The 18,176-nt window shown below is 35.5% G+C and carries 15 protein-coding genes and 2 tRNA genes; 9 read left to right on the top strand and 8 right to left on the bottom strand.

Annotated features, from left to right (window positions below; genetic code table 11):
- Positions 1-15: 15 nt before the first annotated feature.
- Entirely contained in the window at positions 16-201 is a 186-nt protein-coding gene (locus RT138_RS01820; protein ID WP_313189274.1) for a hypothetical protein, read from the bottom strand.
- Positions 202-372: 171 nt separating this feature from the next.
- On the opposite strand from RT138_RS01820, the gene RT138_RS01815 reads away from it, so the two are divergent.
- From RT138_RS01815 to RT138_RS01800, 4 genes are all read left to right on the top strand, one after another.
- Positions 373-2,682, top strand: coding sequence for a TonB-dependent receptor domain-containing protein (locus RT138_RS01815; protein ID WP_313189273.1), 2,310 nt, complete (start codon positions 373-375; stop codon positions 2,680-2,682).
- 12 nt (positions 2,683-2,694) lie between these two features.
- Complete coding sequence (locus RT138_RS01810; protein ID WP_313189272.1) at positions 2,695-3,327, top strand: hypothetical protein; 633 nt, start codon at positions 2,695-2,697, stop codon at positions 3,325-3,327.
- An 89-nt stretch (positions 3,328-3,416) separates the two neighbouring features.
- A tRNA-Arg gene (locus RT138_RS01805) sits at positions 3,417-3,488 on the top strand.
- A gap of 1,061 nt (positions 3,489-4,549) precedes the next feature.
- Positions 4,550-4,927: a hypothetical protein gene (locus RT138_RS01800; protein ID WP_313189271.1), complete on the top strand. Its 378-nt coding sequence runs from the start codon at positions 4,550-4,552 to the stop codon at positions 4,925-4,927.
- 1,772 nt (positions 4,928-6,699) lie between these two features.
- Here the strand turns inward: RT138_RS01800 and rpsU are convergent.
- Together rpsU and RT138_RS01790 are read right to left on the bottom strand one after the other, a co-directional pair.
- The gene (rpsU, locus tag RT138_RS01795; protein ID WP_093097788.1) at positions 6,700-6,891 is read right to left on the bottom strand and encodes a 30S ribosomal protein S21; all 192 of its coding nucleotides are present in this window, start codon (positions 6,889-6,891) and stop codon (positions 6,700-6,702) included.
- Positions 6,892-6,973: 82 nt separating this feature from the next.
- The gene (locus RT138_RS01790) at positions 6,974-7,606 is read right to left on the bottom strand and encodes an HAD family phosphatase (protein ID WP_313189270.1); all 633 of its coding nucleotides are present in this window, start codon (positions 7,604-7,606) and stop codon (positions 6,974-6,976) included.
- A gap of 86 nt (positions 7,607-7,692) precedes the next feature.
- Between RT138_RS01790 and RT138_RS01785 the strand changes: the two genes are divergently transcribed.
- The 3 genes from RT138_RS01785 (at position 7,693) to RT138_RS01775 (ending at position 10,061) form a co-directional block, all read left to right on the top strand.
- Positions 7,693-7,766 (top strand) — tRNA-Ile (locus RT138_RS01785).
- A gap of 1,137 nt (positions 7,767-8,903) precedes the next feature.
- Positions 8,904-9,188 (top strand): helix-turn-helix transcriptional regulator, encoded by a 285-nt coding sequence (locus RT138_RS01780; protein WP_313189269.1) that lies wholly within the window; start codon positions 8,904-8,906, stop codon positions 9,186-9,188.
- 12 nt (positions 9,189-9,200) lie between these two features.
- Positions 9,201-10,061, top strand: coding sequence for a reverse transcriptase family protein (locus RT138_RS01775; protein ID WP_313189268.1), 861 nt, complete (start codon positions 9,201-9,203; stop codon positions 10,059-10,061).
- A gap of 5 nt (positions 10,062-10,066) precedes the next feature.
- On the opposite strand, the gene RT138_RS01770 is transcribed toward RT138_RS01775, so the two are convergent.
- The 5 genes from RT138_RS01770 to RT138_RS01750 form a co-directional block, all read right to left on the bottom strand.
- A complete protein-coding gene (locus RT138_RS01770) occupies positions 10,067-10,828 on the bottom strand; it encodes a GIY-YIG nuclease family protein (RefSeq protein WP_313189267.1) in 762 nt (253 codons plus the stop codon).
- A 67-nt stretch (positions 10,829-10,895) separates the two neighbouring features.
- Positions 10,896-11,648, bottom strand: a complete 753-nt coding sequence (locus tag RT138_RS01765) for a GIY-YIG nuclease family protein (RefSeq protein ID WP_313189266.1) — start codon at positions 11,646-11,648, stop codon at positions 10,896-10,898.
- 385 nt (positions 11,649-12,033) lie between these two features.
- Positions 12,034-12,261, bottom strand: coding sequence for a hypothetical protein (locus RT138_RS01760; RefSeq protein WP_313189265.1), 228 nt, complete (start codon positions 12,259-12,261; stop codon positions 12,034-12,036).
- A gap of 474 nt (positions 12,262-12,735) precedes the next feature.
- Positions 12,736-13,914: a PepSY-associated TM helix domain-containing protein gene (locus RT138_RS01755; RefSeq protein WP_313189264.1), complete on the bottom strand. Its 1,179-nt coding sequence runs from the start codon at positions 13,912-13,914 to the stop codon at positions 12,736-12,738.
- Positions 13,915-13,988: 74 nt separating this feature from the next.
- The gene (locus tag RT138_RS01750; protein WP_313189263.1) at positions 13,989-16,451 is read right to left on the bottom strand and encodes a TonB-dependent siderophore receptor; all 2,463 of its coding nucleotides are present in this window, start codon (positions 16,449-16,451) and stop codon (positions 13,989-13,991) included.
- Between the two features lie 105 nt (positions 16,452-16,556).
- On the opposite strand from RT138_RS01750, the gene RT138_RS01745 reads away from it, so the two are divergent.
- Together RT138_RS01745 and RT138_RS01740 are read left to right on the top strand one after the other, a co-directional pair.
- Complete coding sequence (locus tag RT138_RS01745) at positions 16,557-17,534, top strand: AraC family transcriptional regulator (protein ID WP_313189262.1); 978 nt, start codon at positions 16,557-16,559, stop codon at positions 17,532-17,534.
- A 162-nt stretch (positions 17,535-17,696) separates the two neighbouring features.
- The gene (locus RT138_RS01740; RefSeq protein ID WP_313189261.1) at positions 17,697-18,125 is read left to right on the top strand and encodes a hypothetical protein; all 429 of its coding nucleotides are present in this window, start codon (positions 17,697-17,699) and stop codon (positions 18,123-18,125) included.
- Positions 18,126-18,176 lie beyond the last annotated feature (51 nt).

Raw genomic sequence — 18,176 nt, 5'->3', positions numbered from 1 at the left:
CAGGTAATATCATCCTTATGGATTGGCATCATGTTCCTTTCCATCAGCCTGATCGTTTTGCACCGTCATGATCATTCCCATGAAAACCAAGATGCCTGCGAAGTAAACCATAAACATCAGCACGATCACTCCCACGGAGAGGACTGTCACTATTGTTTTCTTTTCTTTCAGCAAGGCATACAGATTGGAAACCCCTTCCATTGGGAATCAAACCCGAAAGGTTTTCTCTTAAATAGCCTTCAAAGCATCCTAGTCTTTGAAGCTCCGATATTGGAACCCAAATCCAGCAAAAGCCTTCGGGCCCCTCCCCATGCCTATTTTCCCACAAACGTGTAATATATAGCATTTAATACCCTTTTTTTATAACAATACATGTTGAAATATGCATGGACTGTGCTCATCCTATTTCTAATAAATAGCGCTGTTGCAAAGGACAACTCCAATCAATATATAAAAGGTATTGTCATGGACGAGCAGGATCAGCCGATATTTGCAGCAAATATCAGTATCCAAAACTCCGACATCAGTACCTCATCCGATATCCATGGAAACTTTAAGATCAAGGTTGGCCAAGGACATCAGCATCTTACGCTAAAAGTTACGGCCTTAGGCTATGAAAGCTTTGAACAACCCATCCATGTGGATAACGATACAGTACTGAAAATCAAGCTAAAAAGCTTTACCGAGAAAATCGATGCTGTAAATGTTTCTGCACAGGTTGAAGAACAGCGTGCAGCCGTAAGGGCTAAGCTCGATAAGGAACAGATCGAAGAAAGCAAAGGTAAGTTAGCCGCTGAAGTCTTTTCTCAGCTATCGGGTGTTTCCATCCTTAATTCAGGCCATTCTGTGGCAAAACCGGTCATTCATGGTTTGCATTCCAACCGGATCATTCTCTTGAACAACGGAGTGAAACAGGAAGGACAGCAATGGGGAATGGAACATGCTCCAGAAATGGATCCCTTTACGGCAGATGAATTTGAAGTCATCAAAGGTGCACAGGCAGTTCGTTATGGTGCCGATGCATTAGGTGGAGTATTGATCGCAAAATCACAAAGCATCGATCCTTCTAAATTCCAAGGAAGAGCGGACCTTATTGCCCAGTCAAATGGCCGTGCTGGATCTGCCAACTTACAATTACAGGGCGGAATTAAATCCATCGAAGGCTTAGCTTGGAAACTTCAAGGATCAGGTAAAAAACTTGGCGATAGCAGGACGCCAGATTATATATTGGGAAATACAGGCGTTGAAGAGATCAATTTCTCCGGAACGGTACAGTACCGCAAGGAAAACAATTTCTTGGAAGCATATTACAGCAGATTTTCAACTGAACTGGGGGTTTTCTATGGAGCCCATATAGGAAGTATCGAAGATATCTATGCGCGGATAGAAAATGGGGAACCATTTGAAAAATACGATTTCAGCTATAAGATCAATGCCCCTAAACAAGATGTAACCCATCAATTAGGGAAATTAAAATATCAATACAAACTGAACAGCGGACTTCAACTGGAAGCCCAATATTCTTTCCAGCAGAACCATAGGAAGGAATTTGATATGCGCAGAGCAGTTGCAGACGATGTCCCTATGTCAGATATGGTTTTGACAACTCAGCAACTCGAAGTGATGCTAAAAGCGAAATCGCATAGTTTTGGGATCGATCTAGGTAATCAGGTAAACAATAATACCGCCGGAACGGGAACCACTCCTATCATTCCTAACTTCGATAACTATTCCCTAGGCATATTCGGGATCCATCAGTTCCAATTCGACCAATGGCTCTTGGAAGCAGGCTGGCGCTACGACTATCGGTATTTCGACGCAGCAGGATACCGTTATAAATACAGCGATAAAGAGCAATCAGTCCCTCAGCAATATCTGTTGGAGGATACTCGTAGCTTCCATAACTTCTCTGGCTCCATTGCCGCAGCCTACAATATCAATCCTGCTTGGCAATACAAAAGTAGCATTGGCCTTGCTTGGCGTGCGCCTACGGCCAACGAATTGTACAGCGATGGTGTACACCACGGTGCCGGCATCTATGAAATCGGAAACTTGGACCTCAAAGCTGAGCAAGGATTAAAATGGGTTCATTCCATTTCCCATAAATCTGAAACTTTAGCCTTGACAGCAGATGTTTTTGGACAATATATCCATAATTATATCTATGCAGCTCCAAATCCAGATTCTGTGCGCCAGACCATCCGTGGTACCTTTCCCGTATTTAGTTACGGCCAGGACAAAGCCCTATTCTATGGTGCAGACCTTCAATTGCAATGGAAGTTTCTGCCTAACCTTCAATACAGCCTACAGGCTAGCCTAGTCCGAGCCAAGAACATCAGTTCCGATACTTTCTTGCCCTATATCCCATCAGACAGGATGCAGAATGCCATACAGTGGTATTATGCTGGTCCTGAAAAAGGATATATCAAGCTGAGCCATGAGTATGTAGCCAAACAGAATAGGTATACTGAAGGAACGGATTACGTTGCTCCTCCAGCTGCATACCATTTATTTCATGCATATATTACACATCCACTAACTATTAATAAACAACAGCTCCAACTTTCCTTGGCCGTTGAAAATCTTTTCAATACAAGTTACAAAGATTACATGGACCGTTTTAGGTACTATGCCCACCGCCCAGGAAGGAATTTTATTCTATCACTTAACTATAAATTCTAAAAAAATTACATCATGAAATCAAACATCTTTATTTTATTCATATTAGCTTCTTTCTTCACTTTCCAATCTTGTTCTAAAGACGATCCTACTCCTGAAGTAGACCAAGAAGAAGTAAGTGCAGCTACCCTGACCTTCACCGAAGTGGAAGCTGAAAAACACGATGACCACTACCACTACCATGATATCACGAACCCTGAAATCGAAAAAGTGGAGTTTTCAGGCGAGAAATTCCTTCCACCAGTTGGCGCTCATGTTCATTTGGAAGTTGGAAAATCTTACAAGTTCGAACTAATGGTCAAGGATTTCGCAGGCCGTGAAAGCCAACAGACCTTTATTGACCGTGCCGATCAGCATTTTGCATTCCTTTTAGGTGCTCCTGTAGGTACCCTTGCCGCAGAATACAGCGATAAAACAGCCGATGGTAAAGCCGCTAACGTTGGTGTTACAGGATATATTACAGTTTTAAAAGCTTCAGACAGCTTTACCTTCCGTTATTTGATGCGCCACTTAAACCCTGGTGTCAAGAATACGATCAATCCTAAAACTGATATCTTCAATCCAGATTTCAACAAATTCGGTGGTGCAAACGACCTAGATCTTAAAGTGGAAATCCACCTTGTAGCAGAAGGCCACGAAGGTCATTAATATATTGAGAGGCTCAAAATCAATAGCTTGCTAAAATCAGCAGGCTATTGTTATATAAAACCCATAAAAAGTATTATTTTTGGCGAGCCGCCTCCGTAGTTCAATGGATAGAATGTTAGATTCCGGTTCTGATGATGTAGGTTCGATTCCTACCGGAGGTACTGAAAAAAGCCGCTTAAAGCGGCTTTTTTAGTATTTAGTAGAAAGTATTAAGTATTTAGACCTAGAGTGGAACCTAAAATACTTTTTAAAGATATACTAAACTAATTCAGAGTATTTAAAAATAGACTTATCTCCAAGCTATGTTAATTAGATAAATTATTTATTGTTTCCCAATCCTTTTACCTCACAGTAATACCAATGGTTTAGATGGTCGAAATTAAGATGATCATCAAATTCATAGAATTTGATTTATTGCTGCGTTGTTTTTCAACATTCTATCATTGATGTACATATCAAAAAAATCTCCCAGGTTTTCTTTGATCAAGTTCTTAATAAGAAACGGATCTACCTTATCAAAAGGTTCAAAAGGTGGATCCAAATAGTTGAAATGATAGTTTCTTCAGATAAACTCATGCGAAAACCGAAATGGTGCCTTAAATACGTTGCTACATGAGGCTCAACAGTAATTCTTATAAGGTTCTTTCTGTATAAGTCAATTTCATCATTGGATTAACTTACTCAAATATAAGCAACTAAACAGCTATTAATAACTAAAAATATTATTAATGAAAATCAATTTTAACCAGAATTCCTTGGACATGCTTGGACACACTTGGACACAGATTAAAAGCAATTAAGATAGATTTGACTTTAATATAAATAATATAAATAATTAATAATCAATAAATAAAATAATACTTTGTTACTGCTATGTCCAAGTGTCCAACGTGTCCAACTATATTAGCACTTTTTCGAGTTTATTACAATTACATATAGTAACAATTCCACCTCAGCTTTTTTCTAAGAATATTCATTAATCCAAATAAACAAAAAACAATTAATTGTGCTTTATGTTTTATTAATTATAGATTACAACACATTTACCATGGAAGTATTTTTTTATTTATTTTTACTTAAATTGCGTTATTGGCGACTGGAAATCTAAGACAGTTGTTGGGTCATCATTCACGAACACCACAGTAGATATAAATATCGATGCTTCAAATTATAATGTTGAAATAACTTTTCGAACTACTGACACTAATGGAGGAACCGCAAATTGGACAAGCTATTAAAATTTAAAAAATATATTTCCGTTGTTTGTTGTTCTTTAATAATTATTGCATGCAATAATCATAATGGGAATTTTAGATATGTACAAACAATTCCAGATTCCCTAAGAACTGAGGAAGAAAGGATTATTGCACATAAATTAATTGAAGTTTTAGTGCAAGACATATATGTTCAAGACAATAAAATTGCGTTAAAATCTTCAAAATCAGACTTCAAATCCAAAGGAATTCCATTAGAATATTTTAATAAATTAAAAGACGATATTAAAATTACCAACAAATATCTGAATTCAAACAAGGTAAATAATATGCAAGAGTTAGTAGATTCTTTAAAATCCAATTTAAAGAGTGAATTAGAAAAGTAGTTTCAAAAAACTCATGAAAAAATAGGGATCATTAAAAATTGATCGATATTTTGTTTAATAGCATATTCTGGATTGAAAAATTTTCCCGACGGCTAAATTCCCAGTTAACCATTTCCAGTATATAGCCGTTTTAGTCTGTTCGGATAAGGAACACCGATCATATCTCATTAAAAATTTTTGTGAAATGAATGCCAATGGCATTCAAGACATTATTCATTACATAGGACCTGAAAGCGGCCTCCTTGCTTGTCCAGATATTCTTGATTTCATCCAAGTACATGGTATAGGTATAATTATCTCGATTTTTGCTACCATGGATTAGACCTAGAGTGGAAACTAAAATACTTTAAACAATCTTATAAGATCAAGAAATATCGATTCCATTTTTTTGAGCTTCCACTATGACCCAACTGTCTATTCTATAATTTTCAGAATCTACCTCATTCTCTAAAAGACTAAAAAACAAATGGTCGGTACCCTCCAATTTTGAAAAATATTCTTGTTTGATAAACGAATTGTTTTCAATTTCATGTTTTTAAGTGCCTCTTCCAAAGGAGCATAATCATATTTCTTATCGTCATTCGTTATGTGAAAAATGGACATAGACTGAAAATCTAAGACAGGCTTTTTCTCATTATTTAAATGAAAGTTTTTAATCCATTAGAAAATAAGAACCCAATCAATATCATTCAATTTCTTTATGTCAAATTGAAAACGGTTAGCGACCAAGACTATATCCTCCCCTTCAACATTTAAAAAATGATCCTTTTTACAGACCAGATTTCCTATTTGATTTATTTTTATAATGGATTAAGGTTATATATTCCCCACTTTTGGGATTTTGGTTATTGTTCATATAAATATAAAGAAAAACAATCTTGAAATTATTATAACTTTATCTGAGGAGTAATTAGTATTTAGACACCTGTCTAAACAAAACCTTTTTGATAATTTATAAAGAGACGGTAAATAAAACCTTATGATTTACTTAGTAGCCTTAATTCTGACCTTATTCGAGACATATTTTGAAATTTCGCAACACAAGCAATGGCATCCCAATACTCTCCTCGAATCATTCTCGAACATGCCTCGAATAAAACCCCTATTAGAATTCCAAAATTTGGGTCAAAAAAACAGGCATATTTAATCATTATAAAGGCAGATTCATCTTATTTTTTAAAAATAAAATGAATCTATGGCGAGAAAATTCTCCAAAAGCATGAGGTATAAAAATAGGACCTATTTGGTCCTACAGGTCTAAAAACAAAATGCTCTAATCCAAAACCCCTAGCGGGGGTGACATTTATGTAGAATGTTGTAGCGTCCAAGGGATAACCCACAGCGTGGGTGAAATATTTTTCTGCAAATCTTTCTAAAGAAAATAGTTTCCTCATCTTACGATTACGGAATGACACCGACCCTTAAAAATATAAAAAAATAGATTCTTCGCTGCGCTCTGAATCCCTCTCAGGAATATCCATTTCTGAACGGAAAGTGAAGAATCTGTACGAGAATGCCTCTACCTGCTGTCATTATCCATCGAAGATGGATGACCTGTTCGCCAGTTCAATCATTGTTTGTATGGTTCCGAGAACCTTCGTGCCTCAGGTTGACACTGGAAAAGGAAAGCATTTATGCGACATACTGCCCTAGAAGGGCAGAATTATTTTAGAAAAGAATTATTTTAGGGATAAAGCAAAGGAGATGTTTGTAGGAAAATCCTACACTATATTCAATAAAAAAAGCTGCCCTTGAGCAGCTTTTTTATATCATTACGCATTATCTTGATTTAAAGATTGCTTATAAATAGCCTTCTTAACTTGGATACGACGAGCAACAGATTTTTTCTCATAAGCTTGACGCGAACGTAATTCTCTTAAAACACCAGTCTTCTCGAATTTCTTCTTGAAACGTTTTAATGCTCTATCTAGAGATTCTCCTTCTTTTACATTTACAATAATCATAGCTTTTTTGTATACCTCCTTCCGTCGTGAAAATTCTTGGTCTGCAAAGATAAGTAAAGCAATGACATTAAGCAAGGTAATTCTAATATAATTTCAAGTCAGCAACAATCTGTTCCAATGGTCTCTCTTTGCTACACAGAACAGTCTGGATACCAAGCTTTTTAGCTCCCTCCAAATGTTGCGGACTATCATCGATAAACAGCGACTCTTCAGGAATTAGATTGTTCTGCTCCAATACGCGTTCAAAAATCGCAGCATCTGGCTTGCGTAATCCCTCTAAATGGGAATAATATGTGCGTTCAAAAAACACATCATTGCTAGGGACACCATATTTATCCTGGATATGATTCATGCAATATGCATAGTGCAGTTCATTATTATTGCTACAAAGGAAAGTACGGTAATTGTCCCTTAGGTTCTCCAAGATTTCATGCTTTCCCTCAGGCACACCAATCAACAAGGAATTCCATGCGGTATCTATCTGTTCATCGCTTAGATCGTATCGATCGGCCTTCTTACGGACGCCATCCCGAAAATCCGGAACAGAAATCTCTCCTTTATCAAAAGCGTCAAACAATGAGTCCTGACCATGATGTCCAAAAAATTCATCTACGTTTTTAATCCCTAAATCCATAAAGGCTTGACGCACTTTAGGAAAGTCAATCATAAAGATTACATTTCCATAATCCAGAATAACATTTTTAACTTTTTGCATATAAAAATTTTGTTTTCTCGTCTCAAATATCGATAATTGCATCGTCAAAACGGGTATTCTACACCCATTTTAACAGCACAAAAACTGCGCCTATAGCTCAGTCGGTTAGAGTAGAAGACTCATAATCTTTTGGTCCCTGGTTCGAGCCCAGGTGGGCGCACAGAGAAAACCCTGTAAGTGATAAACTTACAGGGTTTTTGTTTTTTGAGGTTATTTATGGGTGGTAAATGTATATTCATAAAATGTTATTCAATTAAGAAAAAGTAACCATATAATTTATAAAAAAATCAAAGGATGAAGGTCTAAAACCAAAAAAACACTTAATTATTTACAGCTATAAGTTGATTTTGGAAGCTAACCAGAAGACTAATTAAACCCTAAGCTAAATCCAAATTTATAAATTTTCAAGACCAAACATATGCCAAAAAAGGTTTACTTTGTAAGACTTCCTCTACAAATTATATTCCATAAGAATATAATTTGTATAAATATTTGCTCTGACAGGAATAATTACTACTTTTGTTCTGTTAGTTCTTTGAAATGCTTTTAAAGCAACAGTAATTATTATTCAAACGTCTAAAGTATATTTTATAATATACAACCCTAAAGGGTTTTTGGGGAGCACTAGCTCATCATCACAACAAAACACCCTGCTTAGGATCTGCAAAGTGTAATCTAGCATAAGACAGCCCAGAAGACATTCCTCAGAATCCTAAAGCAGTGACCAGTAATTTACTGAAGACTGATGAGGACAAAATCCTTATCATATAAGTTATTAAACCATGAGATAAATCAAATGGAAAGTGATTGACCCAATGTTATCAGAAGCATAGATTAGGTTTATACGAACTTTTGAAAAACTATGTAATGAGGATTTGATAAGATCTAAACAGGATTTTATTTTGATTTGAGCAGGATATTGTAGGAATGGAACAAACGAACAACGTTTATGAATTTAATTACACCATTATTGATTTGAGCAGGCAAAATGGATTGCCACAATTAAATTCAATATAATGAAACAAAAAGCTATTAAAAGCACCGATGATCTTATACTAGGTATAAGAAGCATCCTTTCAAACGACCGTTGTTCGTTCTCAGTTGAAGACAAAGTTCTTTTAGAAGATTGCATTTCGAGATTAGAGGAAACAAAATCTAAACCTCCGTCCGATCCGCTAATTAGAGAAGAAAAACTCAAAGTAATTATAATACTTATGAGAGTTTTTATGACCGCAAAACACCTAATTGACATATTCTTTAACTAACATTCCTACATTTTTCAAAAATCTATACAAATATGGATATTGGTAATACTATAAAAGAGTTAAGGAGGCAAAAAGGACTCAAGCAAAATGAGCTTGCCGAAAAAGCTCAAATAACGCAAGCCTACCTTTCTAAAATTGAAAACAACTCAAAAGAACCTACTATCAGTTCTCTTAAAGCTATAGCTAATAGTCTTGACGTTCCCCTGCCTATTCTTTTCTTTCGTTCCATGACTATCGAAGATGTCGAACCTGAGAAACGAGTAGCATTTGAAATTTTACTTCCATCTATAAAAGGAATGGTTGATTCTTTTATTTAGTAAATAGTAATAATGTTAGATAAGTCAAAACTATTAAAGATCTTAAGTACTGACCAAAACAAAGTAGATTCTATTTTACGGAATTTAGATAGATATTATTATTTAAAATCGACTCCAAAATTAGATAAAAATGGGAATCAAGTTTTTGATAAACATAACCAACCTCGGTCAAGGGATATATACCCATCCATCGGCCAACTAAAAAAAGTACAGAAATCTATTTTACATAAAATACTTTCCTGCATAAGCTTACCAAAGTATGCTTTTGGTGGAGTGAAGAAAAAGGATAATATTCTAAATGCTAAAATGCATCAAGGAAGTAAATTCTTCTTTAATACAGACTTAAGAGGTTATTACCCTGGTATTACAAATTCACAGGTTAATGATATGTTTATCAAATATAAATTTACGCCTTCAATTGCAAGTCTTTTAACTAAATTAACTACCTATAAAGGTAGCCTACCACAAGGAACACATACCTCCCCGTATATCGCAAACTTAGTCTTTACAGAGGTAGGAAATAAACTACAAGCATTTGCTAATCAAAATGAACTTACCTTTACCACTTTTGTAGATGATATTACATTTTCCTCAAAAAAAGACTTTAAACACCTAATCCCTGAAATCATTAAAATTATTACTATAGATGGATTCAGAATAAGTCACAATAAAACATTTTACCAAACTAACAATCCTAAGGTGACTCAAATAATAGTAAAAAACAATGGATTAAAATTAGATTCTGCTTATCGTATAAAAATTGAATCATTTAACGAAACAGAAAAAATGACACCTAAAGCTTTGGGAATAATAAATTATTATGAGCGAGTAAAGAAACTTAGCAATGTTAAAAAAAAGAAAATCTTCAAATAATCAATTTACAACCCTTTTAACTCTATTAGTTCACGAATGGTAAGATTGAACCATTCTCCTCTAACCCTTAAATGAGAATATTTTAAGTGTAGAAACCTTTCGAAGGTTTTGTCTTTTTCCCAAATTTTTATCAATGAAATATCTGGTTCCTCTGCCTGAAGTGTTTTCTCTCTCTTTAGTGGAGTTTTACTATAGCCTATCTTAAAATAGCCATTACTATTACAAAAAATAAGATAAACATATTTTTTGTCTAATTCATCTTTAAATAAAGTATAATCAAATTGGAATAATTCCCTATAAACTGCTTTTTTAGAAAATGTTCTTAAATAAATCAAAGGAGACTTAGCCATAAAAAAATTTAAATTCATCCCGTATCTGTCATTAGCATCATCTATATCTGCTTGGGTTATTACTTCTATACCCTGTAGAGTAAACAAATTTCTTAATTGATCAATGTAAGTATTGTATAGATTTAGAGAATTCTCTAAAGGAAATTTATCATTAATAAAAAAACAAAATCCTAATATCCTTTCTACATGATTTACTGATTCGAATTTATATTGAAACTCATAACCTTCAATATTTTGCGAAGATATATTTTCTCCAATATAAACTAACTCAAGATGAAGACCTCTCCCTCGTAATTGAATCGCCTTTTTATGGTAACCTAAAATTACATTTAGAATTTCTACACTTTCCTTTCCTAGTTGAATAATTTCCTCCATTTCCAAAGAAAAAAGTTTACCATCGAATAGATTGTCATTCATAATAGAAATAATATTTATTTTATTTATCTACAATTCTAATTAAACTGGATATTCATGAATTTAATTTCTACAATTCTTTTAATTCATAAAGCTCCTTAAAGGTGAAATTAAACCACTCTCCTCGTACTTTTTGTTTAAAATACTTTCTATGAAGTTTTTTTTCAAAACTCATGCCCTCTTCCCAAACTTTTAACAAAACAACATTTGGTTCTTCAGCCTGTAATGTTTTTTCTCTTTTTAATGGATTTTTACTATATCCAATCTTGAAAAACCCATTCTTTTCATTAAATAATAGGTATACATATTTTCGGTTTTCAATTGCTTTAAAGGTTGAATAATCAAACTTAAATAGTTCTCTATAGAAATCTATTTCTTGAATATCTTTCAGAATAATAGCCCCAATATGTAGAACCTCCTCACCTAGTTTATTCTCCATAAATCTTATTTCAGACATAGTTATAGTTTGAATATTTATACTCTCTAAATATTCCCTAATTGTATAAATATACCCATTGTATAATTTGATTGGATTTTCAAATCGAAACTCACCTGCTATAAAAAAGCAATAATAAAATATTATCTCAAAACAGTCTTCTTGCTTAAATTCATAATTTAAATAGAAACCCCTAATTTTTATATCATTAACTAAATAATACAGTTGAATCCTCAAAAGATTTGCTTTGATAAAAAACGTTTTCTTTTTTATTCCTCTATACAATGATCCTATTTCGATACTTTCTGAAATCATATTAAAAATTTGATTTTTATCCAATTCATAAATAGATTCATAAATAGATTTTAAATTTTTCAATCCTTTCATATTCCAAAATATTATGATTTATTATTTTACTTGCTACAATTATTTTTTTGAGAAATATTTATCATAAAGTTTCAAATAATAATAAAATTAATCTTAATAATATTTTTTTAATATTTAAACTAATAAATATGAACCAGCAACGTGATACATACAGATTTTTCACGATTCTTTCAGAATTGAAAATGTCTCAGAGAGGGATTCAGAGCGCAGCGAAGAATCTATTTTTATTTTTTTTGGATCGTTGTCATTGTAAATCGTAAGATGAACAATCTATTTCAAGTGATTGTGGATTTTCCGAGACCCTTCGGGAAACCCTCAGGGTGACACAAAAAGGTATAGAAAAATATTTCACCCACGCTGTGGGTTGGCCGTTATTATCCCATCATTAACCTACAAAGATTTCATCCATGCTGTGGGTTTTTAGTGCCGAAATACATAAATCTTCCTTCCAAAGGAAGCCCTTTAGCCCCGGCTCATTTCCAGTGGCGGAAAAATGGATAGAATGCCGTCGACCTGTGCGATGGGATTGGCCTTGGAATGCTTTCAATGGATCATCCCACCAAAAGGGATGATCTTTTGGAAGATATTCCCGACAACAAGGCATTCTTTTCATGTGCGGATGATCGTGCGAAAAGCCACCTTAAATGGGCCGAAGCGTTTACGGATTCGAGTTGTTTCTAGTATCCGTGAGCTCCTTCGTCGGTTTGGTTACTTTTGCGCTTCAAAAGTAACAATGAGGACTAGTTGATGTTCAAGCATTGGTAATCATTAAGGCAAACCATTTCAAATAAAGAAAGGATAGTTCCGAGACCCTTCGGGGCTGCCCTCTGGGTGACACAAAAAGGTATTGAAAAATATTTCATCTCGTTAGGAGTATTCTAAACAAGCCTTTAGCTCTAAAATCATTTCATAAATAATTGGGTAATTACCATTTGGCATTTCCCTTTGTTAACTTTCAGCAGCTTTGATTTTTCCCTAACTTGATCACCGAATTGAAATGCTCAAATGCAGAAAAGATAAAGCGCCATACAAGAATATCACCCTTAACTTTCACAGTGAATCCTTACATGGCGCTTACCTCTACAATTTAGCGAAGGGCCCTCCTTTTCTTTTTTCTTCTGCCCCACCAGATTAAGAATCCTGTAATTGGCAATGAGGTAGCTATTATACCCGCTAGGAAGGTAGATAATTTCCCAAATTGTCCCCACCATTGGCCCATATGCAATTGCCAAACATAATTTTCAACCTTCTCATGCAGTACAAATGGCCTTTCCACCTCGATATGTTGACCGTTATATTTGTCAAAGACTTCCAATCCTAGGTTTTCTGTACTTTTTAATCCTGACACGCCCATCTGAAAGGTATATGCACCAGCTTTATCCAGGTTATAAAGCCAAATAGATGCATTCTTCTTATCGGGATTTTTTTCTAAAGCTTGGTAAGCAAATTGGGCAAGATCTAAAGATGTCCTTGATTCATCTACTGCTGGAAGTACAGCCTCAAGATGTTCATCAGAACCGCCAAAAGACCTGATAATCGCGGTGCCTAAGGAGGCATGGAAGAAGATAATGATGCCTGTGGCACTAAGGATAAAACACAACAATAGTGAATAGAATCCATAAACATTGTGCAGATCATAATTCAATCTCTTGAACTTAGCCTTCCATTTGATCGTGAAACTATCCTGTCTTGTCTTTTTCGTCCATCTTTTTGGCCACCAGAGGATCAAGCCAGTGATACAGCTAATCAGAAAGATTGCGGTAGAAATTAAGACAATCCAACCTCCTATGCTATGGGCCAAAAGATTAGAATGAAGGTGCGCGGTAACAAAGAAGAAATGTATGGTATAATCAACCTTCATTACTTCTGCCGTGTATGGATTGATATAGATAAGGTTTAATTTTTTGGTCTCTTTATTGAAAGCTCTTGCCCTAACTGACCTGTTAGGTTCATTGAAAAACACCAATTGAGAGATTTCAAGATTGGGGTTTGCCTCCTTGACAGATTCCAGCAGTTGCACCGCAGTGGCTTTTTGGCCTTCCACTTCCACATATTTGGCATTTCCGGCCGATAGTTCCAATATTTCATCGCAATAAACGATAATAGTCCCTGTAAGACATACAAAGACTACAATCAATCCTGAAACAATGGATGGCCAGAGATGTAGCCAAGCGTTCAATCTGGTAAACCAATTTTTACCTTTCTTTTTAGGCGGGGTAGCATTGCTGGCTGGCTTGGGTTTTGTTTTCAATTCGAAATTTTGCATGTCTTGATAGGTTGTTAGAAACAAACTACCGCGAGGGTTTATCCCCGCAGTAGTTTAGCATTAGAAAAATCAAATTAGAATTTGAACGATAAATTAGCTAGGAATTCGAATGGTCTTTGAGGTTTGCCATACATATCCCAATATTTTATATTGGCAATGTTGTTTAATTTAACACCAACACGGTATTTGGGTTGGTCATAAAATACAGTACCATTCACTACGGCATAAGAAGGGATGTAGAAATCATCGGCAATATTCATCAAAACTTTGTCCACATAATTAAATCCGGCTCCGAATCCCAATCCTTTCACTCCATTGTCCAAGAATTTGTAAGAAGTCCATAAATTGGCAACATGTTTTGGGGTCCAAGCTGGTGTTTTTCCAAGGACACCTTCTTCACTCATCACATATTTATTTTCGTTGAAACCATAGCCTGCAATAATATTCCAACCTCTGACAGGGTTTGCAATTAAGTCTACTTCAAATCCTTCACTTTTCTGCTCACCGTCTTGAATATTAACTCCAGTAGTTACCTCCATCAACCTATTGGTGACCTTGATATTGTAGTAACTAACCGTTGCATTGATAAGACCTTCCATCAGTTCGAATTTAGCCCCAGCTTCTATTTGGTTTGCTTGCTCAGGTTTCCACTTGATGATATCTGCTTGTTCAGGATCATCATTTATATTCACAATACCTCTGGAAGCGGCAATATTCGTGAAACTGTTCATATAATTCGCAAAAATCGAAACCTTGTCTTTTATGGGATGATATACCAAACCTATTTTAGGGGAGACATTGACTTGCGTATAGCCCTCAGTCTCTGTATAGGATTCGGGAGTAGCTCTTTGTTCTACCTTACCGTTTTCGTCTTTTATCTCTGGTTGCCCTGGACTATAGGATTTAATGGTCCCTTGTTGGAATCTGTTAACCCTAGCGCTCAGCATCACGAAAAAACGATCTGAAATATTAGTAACATTTGAAAGGTAAGCACTAGAAACATTGTACTTGCTGTCATCAATTCCATCACCAAAACTCCTGTCCCCTCTAGAAAGGTCAACCTCCGAACGAGTCAGTGGTTTCCAAACCTGATCCTTCACGGATACCGTGTCGTAGATAGCAAAGAATGGGACCATATATAGGTTTTTGTTGGTATAGAATGTTGCATCAAGACCTAATAAAATCTTGTTTTCTACAGAACCCACTTTATATGAACCATTGAAATTTTGCTGGATTACGGAAAAGTTCAGACTGTAATCATCAAATATTCTATAACGGCGCTCGATCCTGTTGTCATCAACGATCATAGGAACCATAAATACAGAACCCTTGTCGCCTGCATTATTGTATAGGTAAGAAGTTCTTGAAGTCCAATTTTCTGAAATCTGATGCTCAAGTTCAGCACCGATGTTAATGTTGGTCCTATTGGTAGCGATATCATTTGAAGTAAGGGATCGATCATAAGGCAGATCCCATTCCTTCATATTTGACATGGTTAGTTTATTCGTATTTCTTAGATAGGCTACCAAGGGTTTTGTAGAATTGTATAAATCGGCGTCTAACCTTACATTGGTCTTAGCGCCAGCCTTGAACAATAAGCTTGTTGCAAATCCAAAAGCCTTACTTTTTCCTTCATTTTGAAAGCCATCATTAGTCATTCCCATTACGTTGAAACGTCCTAGTGCAGTTCTGTCTTTATTCAAGGGTGCATTTACATCTGCAGTCAATCTGTTCATGCCGAAGCTTCCGGTAGTATAACTTACCTCTCCCCTGAAGGATTCAAATGGCTTCTTCGTTACATTATTAACCACACCACCATAAGAAGTTACTTGAGCACCAAAAAGTGTGGCAGACGGCCCCTTCAATACCTCAACTTTTTCTAAGTTGAATATTTCAGATACAGCTCTAGTATTGACAGGAAGGCCATTTCTAACCATTCCAGAATTATAGGTTGTAAAACCACGCAATAGAATTCCATTCCCACTGTCGTTTACCCCGTTGGAAACCACCGCAGAAGGAACTTGAGCTAAAGCAGAAACATAGTCTGTTGCCGAAGTTTCCATAATCAATTCTTTGGTTATTACACTATATGCTTGAGGATTCTCCAAGTTGGCCAATGGCATTCTGGCTATATCCTGTGTTTCTTTTCTGGCGTATTTATTCCTCTGGATATCCGATACGATGACTTCTCTCAATTGGGTAGAATTGGATTGTACTGTAATTCGGTCTACTTGTGTGGTTTGTCCGGATTCTACAGTTACGGCTACTTCCTCAACGGTATAATTTGCATAAGTTACTTGTAACACATATTTGCCTACCGGAGCGTTTAAGGTAAAATGGCCAGTTTCATCCACCGCAGTATTATAGCGCGTGTCCTTTAAACGGATGGAAGCATAAGAAAGGGGTTTACCGTCAATGGTATAAACCTCACCTTGGATTAGGCCAGTCTGTTGTGCTAGTAAAATAATCGGGATAAAGATTAAGAAGGTAATCGTTAACGAAATCTTTAAAAAAGGTAGAGTAGATTTTATAAACATAAATAAAACTTATTTAGATTAAATATAAATAATGAGGCAAAAGTATTACATTTGAAAATCCATTGATAACATATAAGGGATATAAAACAACATATAAGGGATAAAATGAAAACAGTGACATTAAAGGAACTCTATGGCAAAGATCATTTACATGAACTCTTAGAATATTCTGAAAATCAAAGTTTTACGAATGGATTCGAGTTTAGATTAATGAAAAATGAGCTGATAGATGGAAAATTAATGAAGTACCGTGACGAGAAGGTTACTGTCAGTTTTCAAGAATGGACTTTGCAGCAACCCTTCCTATTAAGAGTGAACCATCCTTCGCCCATGATCAAAGTGCAATTTGAAATTGAAGGGAATTCCAATTTTGAAAGTGTGAGCAAAAAGGCTATCCTAATCCCTGGAAACCATTATCAATTTATCAATATCCCTAAGACCAATGGATTTATTGCCTATACCAGTTCTAGAAAGGTCTTGGATATTTACATTGAAGAAGAATACTTATTTGAATTGCTCAAAACTCAAGGTTATTCCGAAAAACAATTGCGTGAGCATTTTCTATTAAAGAATTATACCTTTTACCGTGATGCAACAGTAATCAATGAACATCAAAAAAAGTTGATTGAGGAAATGCTGAATCACCCCTACCAATCAGATTTCGCAAGACAGTTTATTAAAACAAAAGCTTTAGAATTGATCATTACCGTTTTTGCTGGCGCAAGCAATCAGCTGAACTCGGTGAAATGGTCCCAGAAAGACATTGAAATTATCCTCTCTATAAAAAGCTATCTGGATGAACATTTTCATGAGGAATTACATTTAAAAACACTAACCCGAAAATTTGGAATCAACGAATATAAATTGAAAAATGCCTTCAAGGATTTATTCGACGATACAGTTTTCAGTTATATCCGAAAGCAAAAACTAAAGCGTGCAAAATATCTTTTATTAAATTCAGATTTAGAAATCAAGGAAATTGCTTTCTTGACTGGATTTAAGTATTCACATCATTTCTCCAAGGTTTATTATGAATACTACCAAATTAAGCCGCAAGAGTTCAGAACTCAACATTTATCCTAATTAATTTCTGATAATTAAAGGATAGGTAACACTGCAATGTCATTTATGGTTATTCCGCTTCCTTCTCTTCTTATCGTAAAGTCGGCAAAGAGGGATTCAGAGCACAGCGAAGAATCTATTTTTTATTTTTTTTTAAGGATCGTTGTCATTGTAAATCGTAAGATGAACAATCTATTTAAAGTGATTTTGGATTTTCCGAGACCCTTCGGGGCTGCCCTCAGGGTGACACAAAAAGGGTATGGAAAAATATTTAACCCACGCTGTGGGTTCGCCATTACAAACATCAAATTTCTACAAAGATTCCACCCCCGCTGGGGGGTTTTAGTGCCGAAATACATAAATCTTCCTTCCAAAGGAAGCCCTTTAGCCCCGGCTCATTTCCAGTGGCGGAAAAATGGAAAGAATGCCGTCGACCTGTGCAATGGGATTGGCCTTGGAATGCTTTCAAATGATCATCCCATCAAAAGGGATGATCTTATGGAAGATATTCTCGACAACAAGGCATTCTATCCATGTGATGTGGATGGTGCGAAAAGCCACCTTAAATGGGCCGAAGGTTTTACGGATTCGAGTTGTTTTTGGTATCCGTGAGCTCCTTCGTCGGTTTGGTACTTTTGCGCTTCAAAAGTAACGAAGAGAATA

Origin of the sequence: Sphingobacterium sp. (assembly GCF_032065005.1) — a bacterium.
Classification (GTDB): domain Bacteria; phylum Bacteroidota; class Bacteroidia; order Sphingobacteriales; family Sphingobacteriaceae; genus Sphingobacterium.
This window is presented reverse-complemented; position numbering and strand designations above follow the sequence as displayed.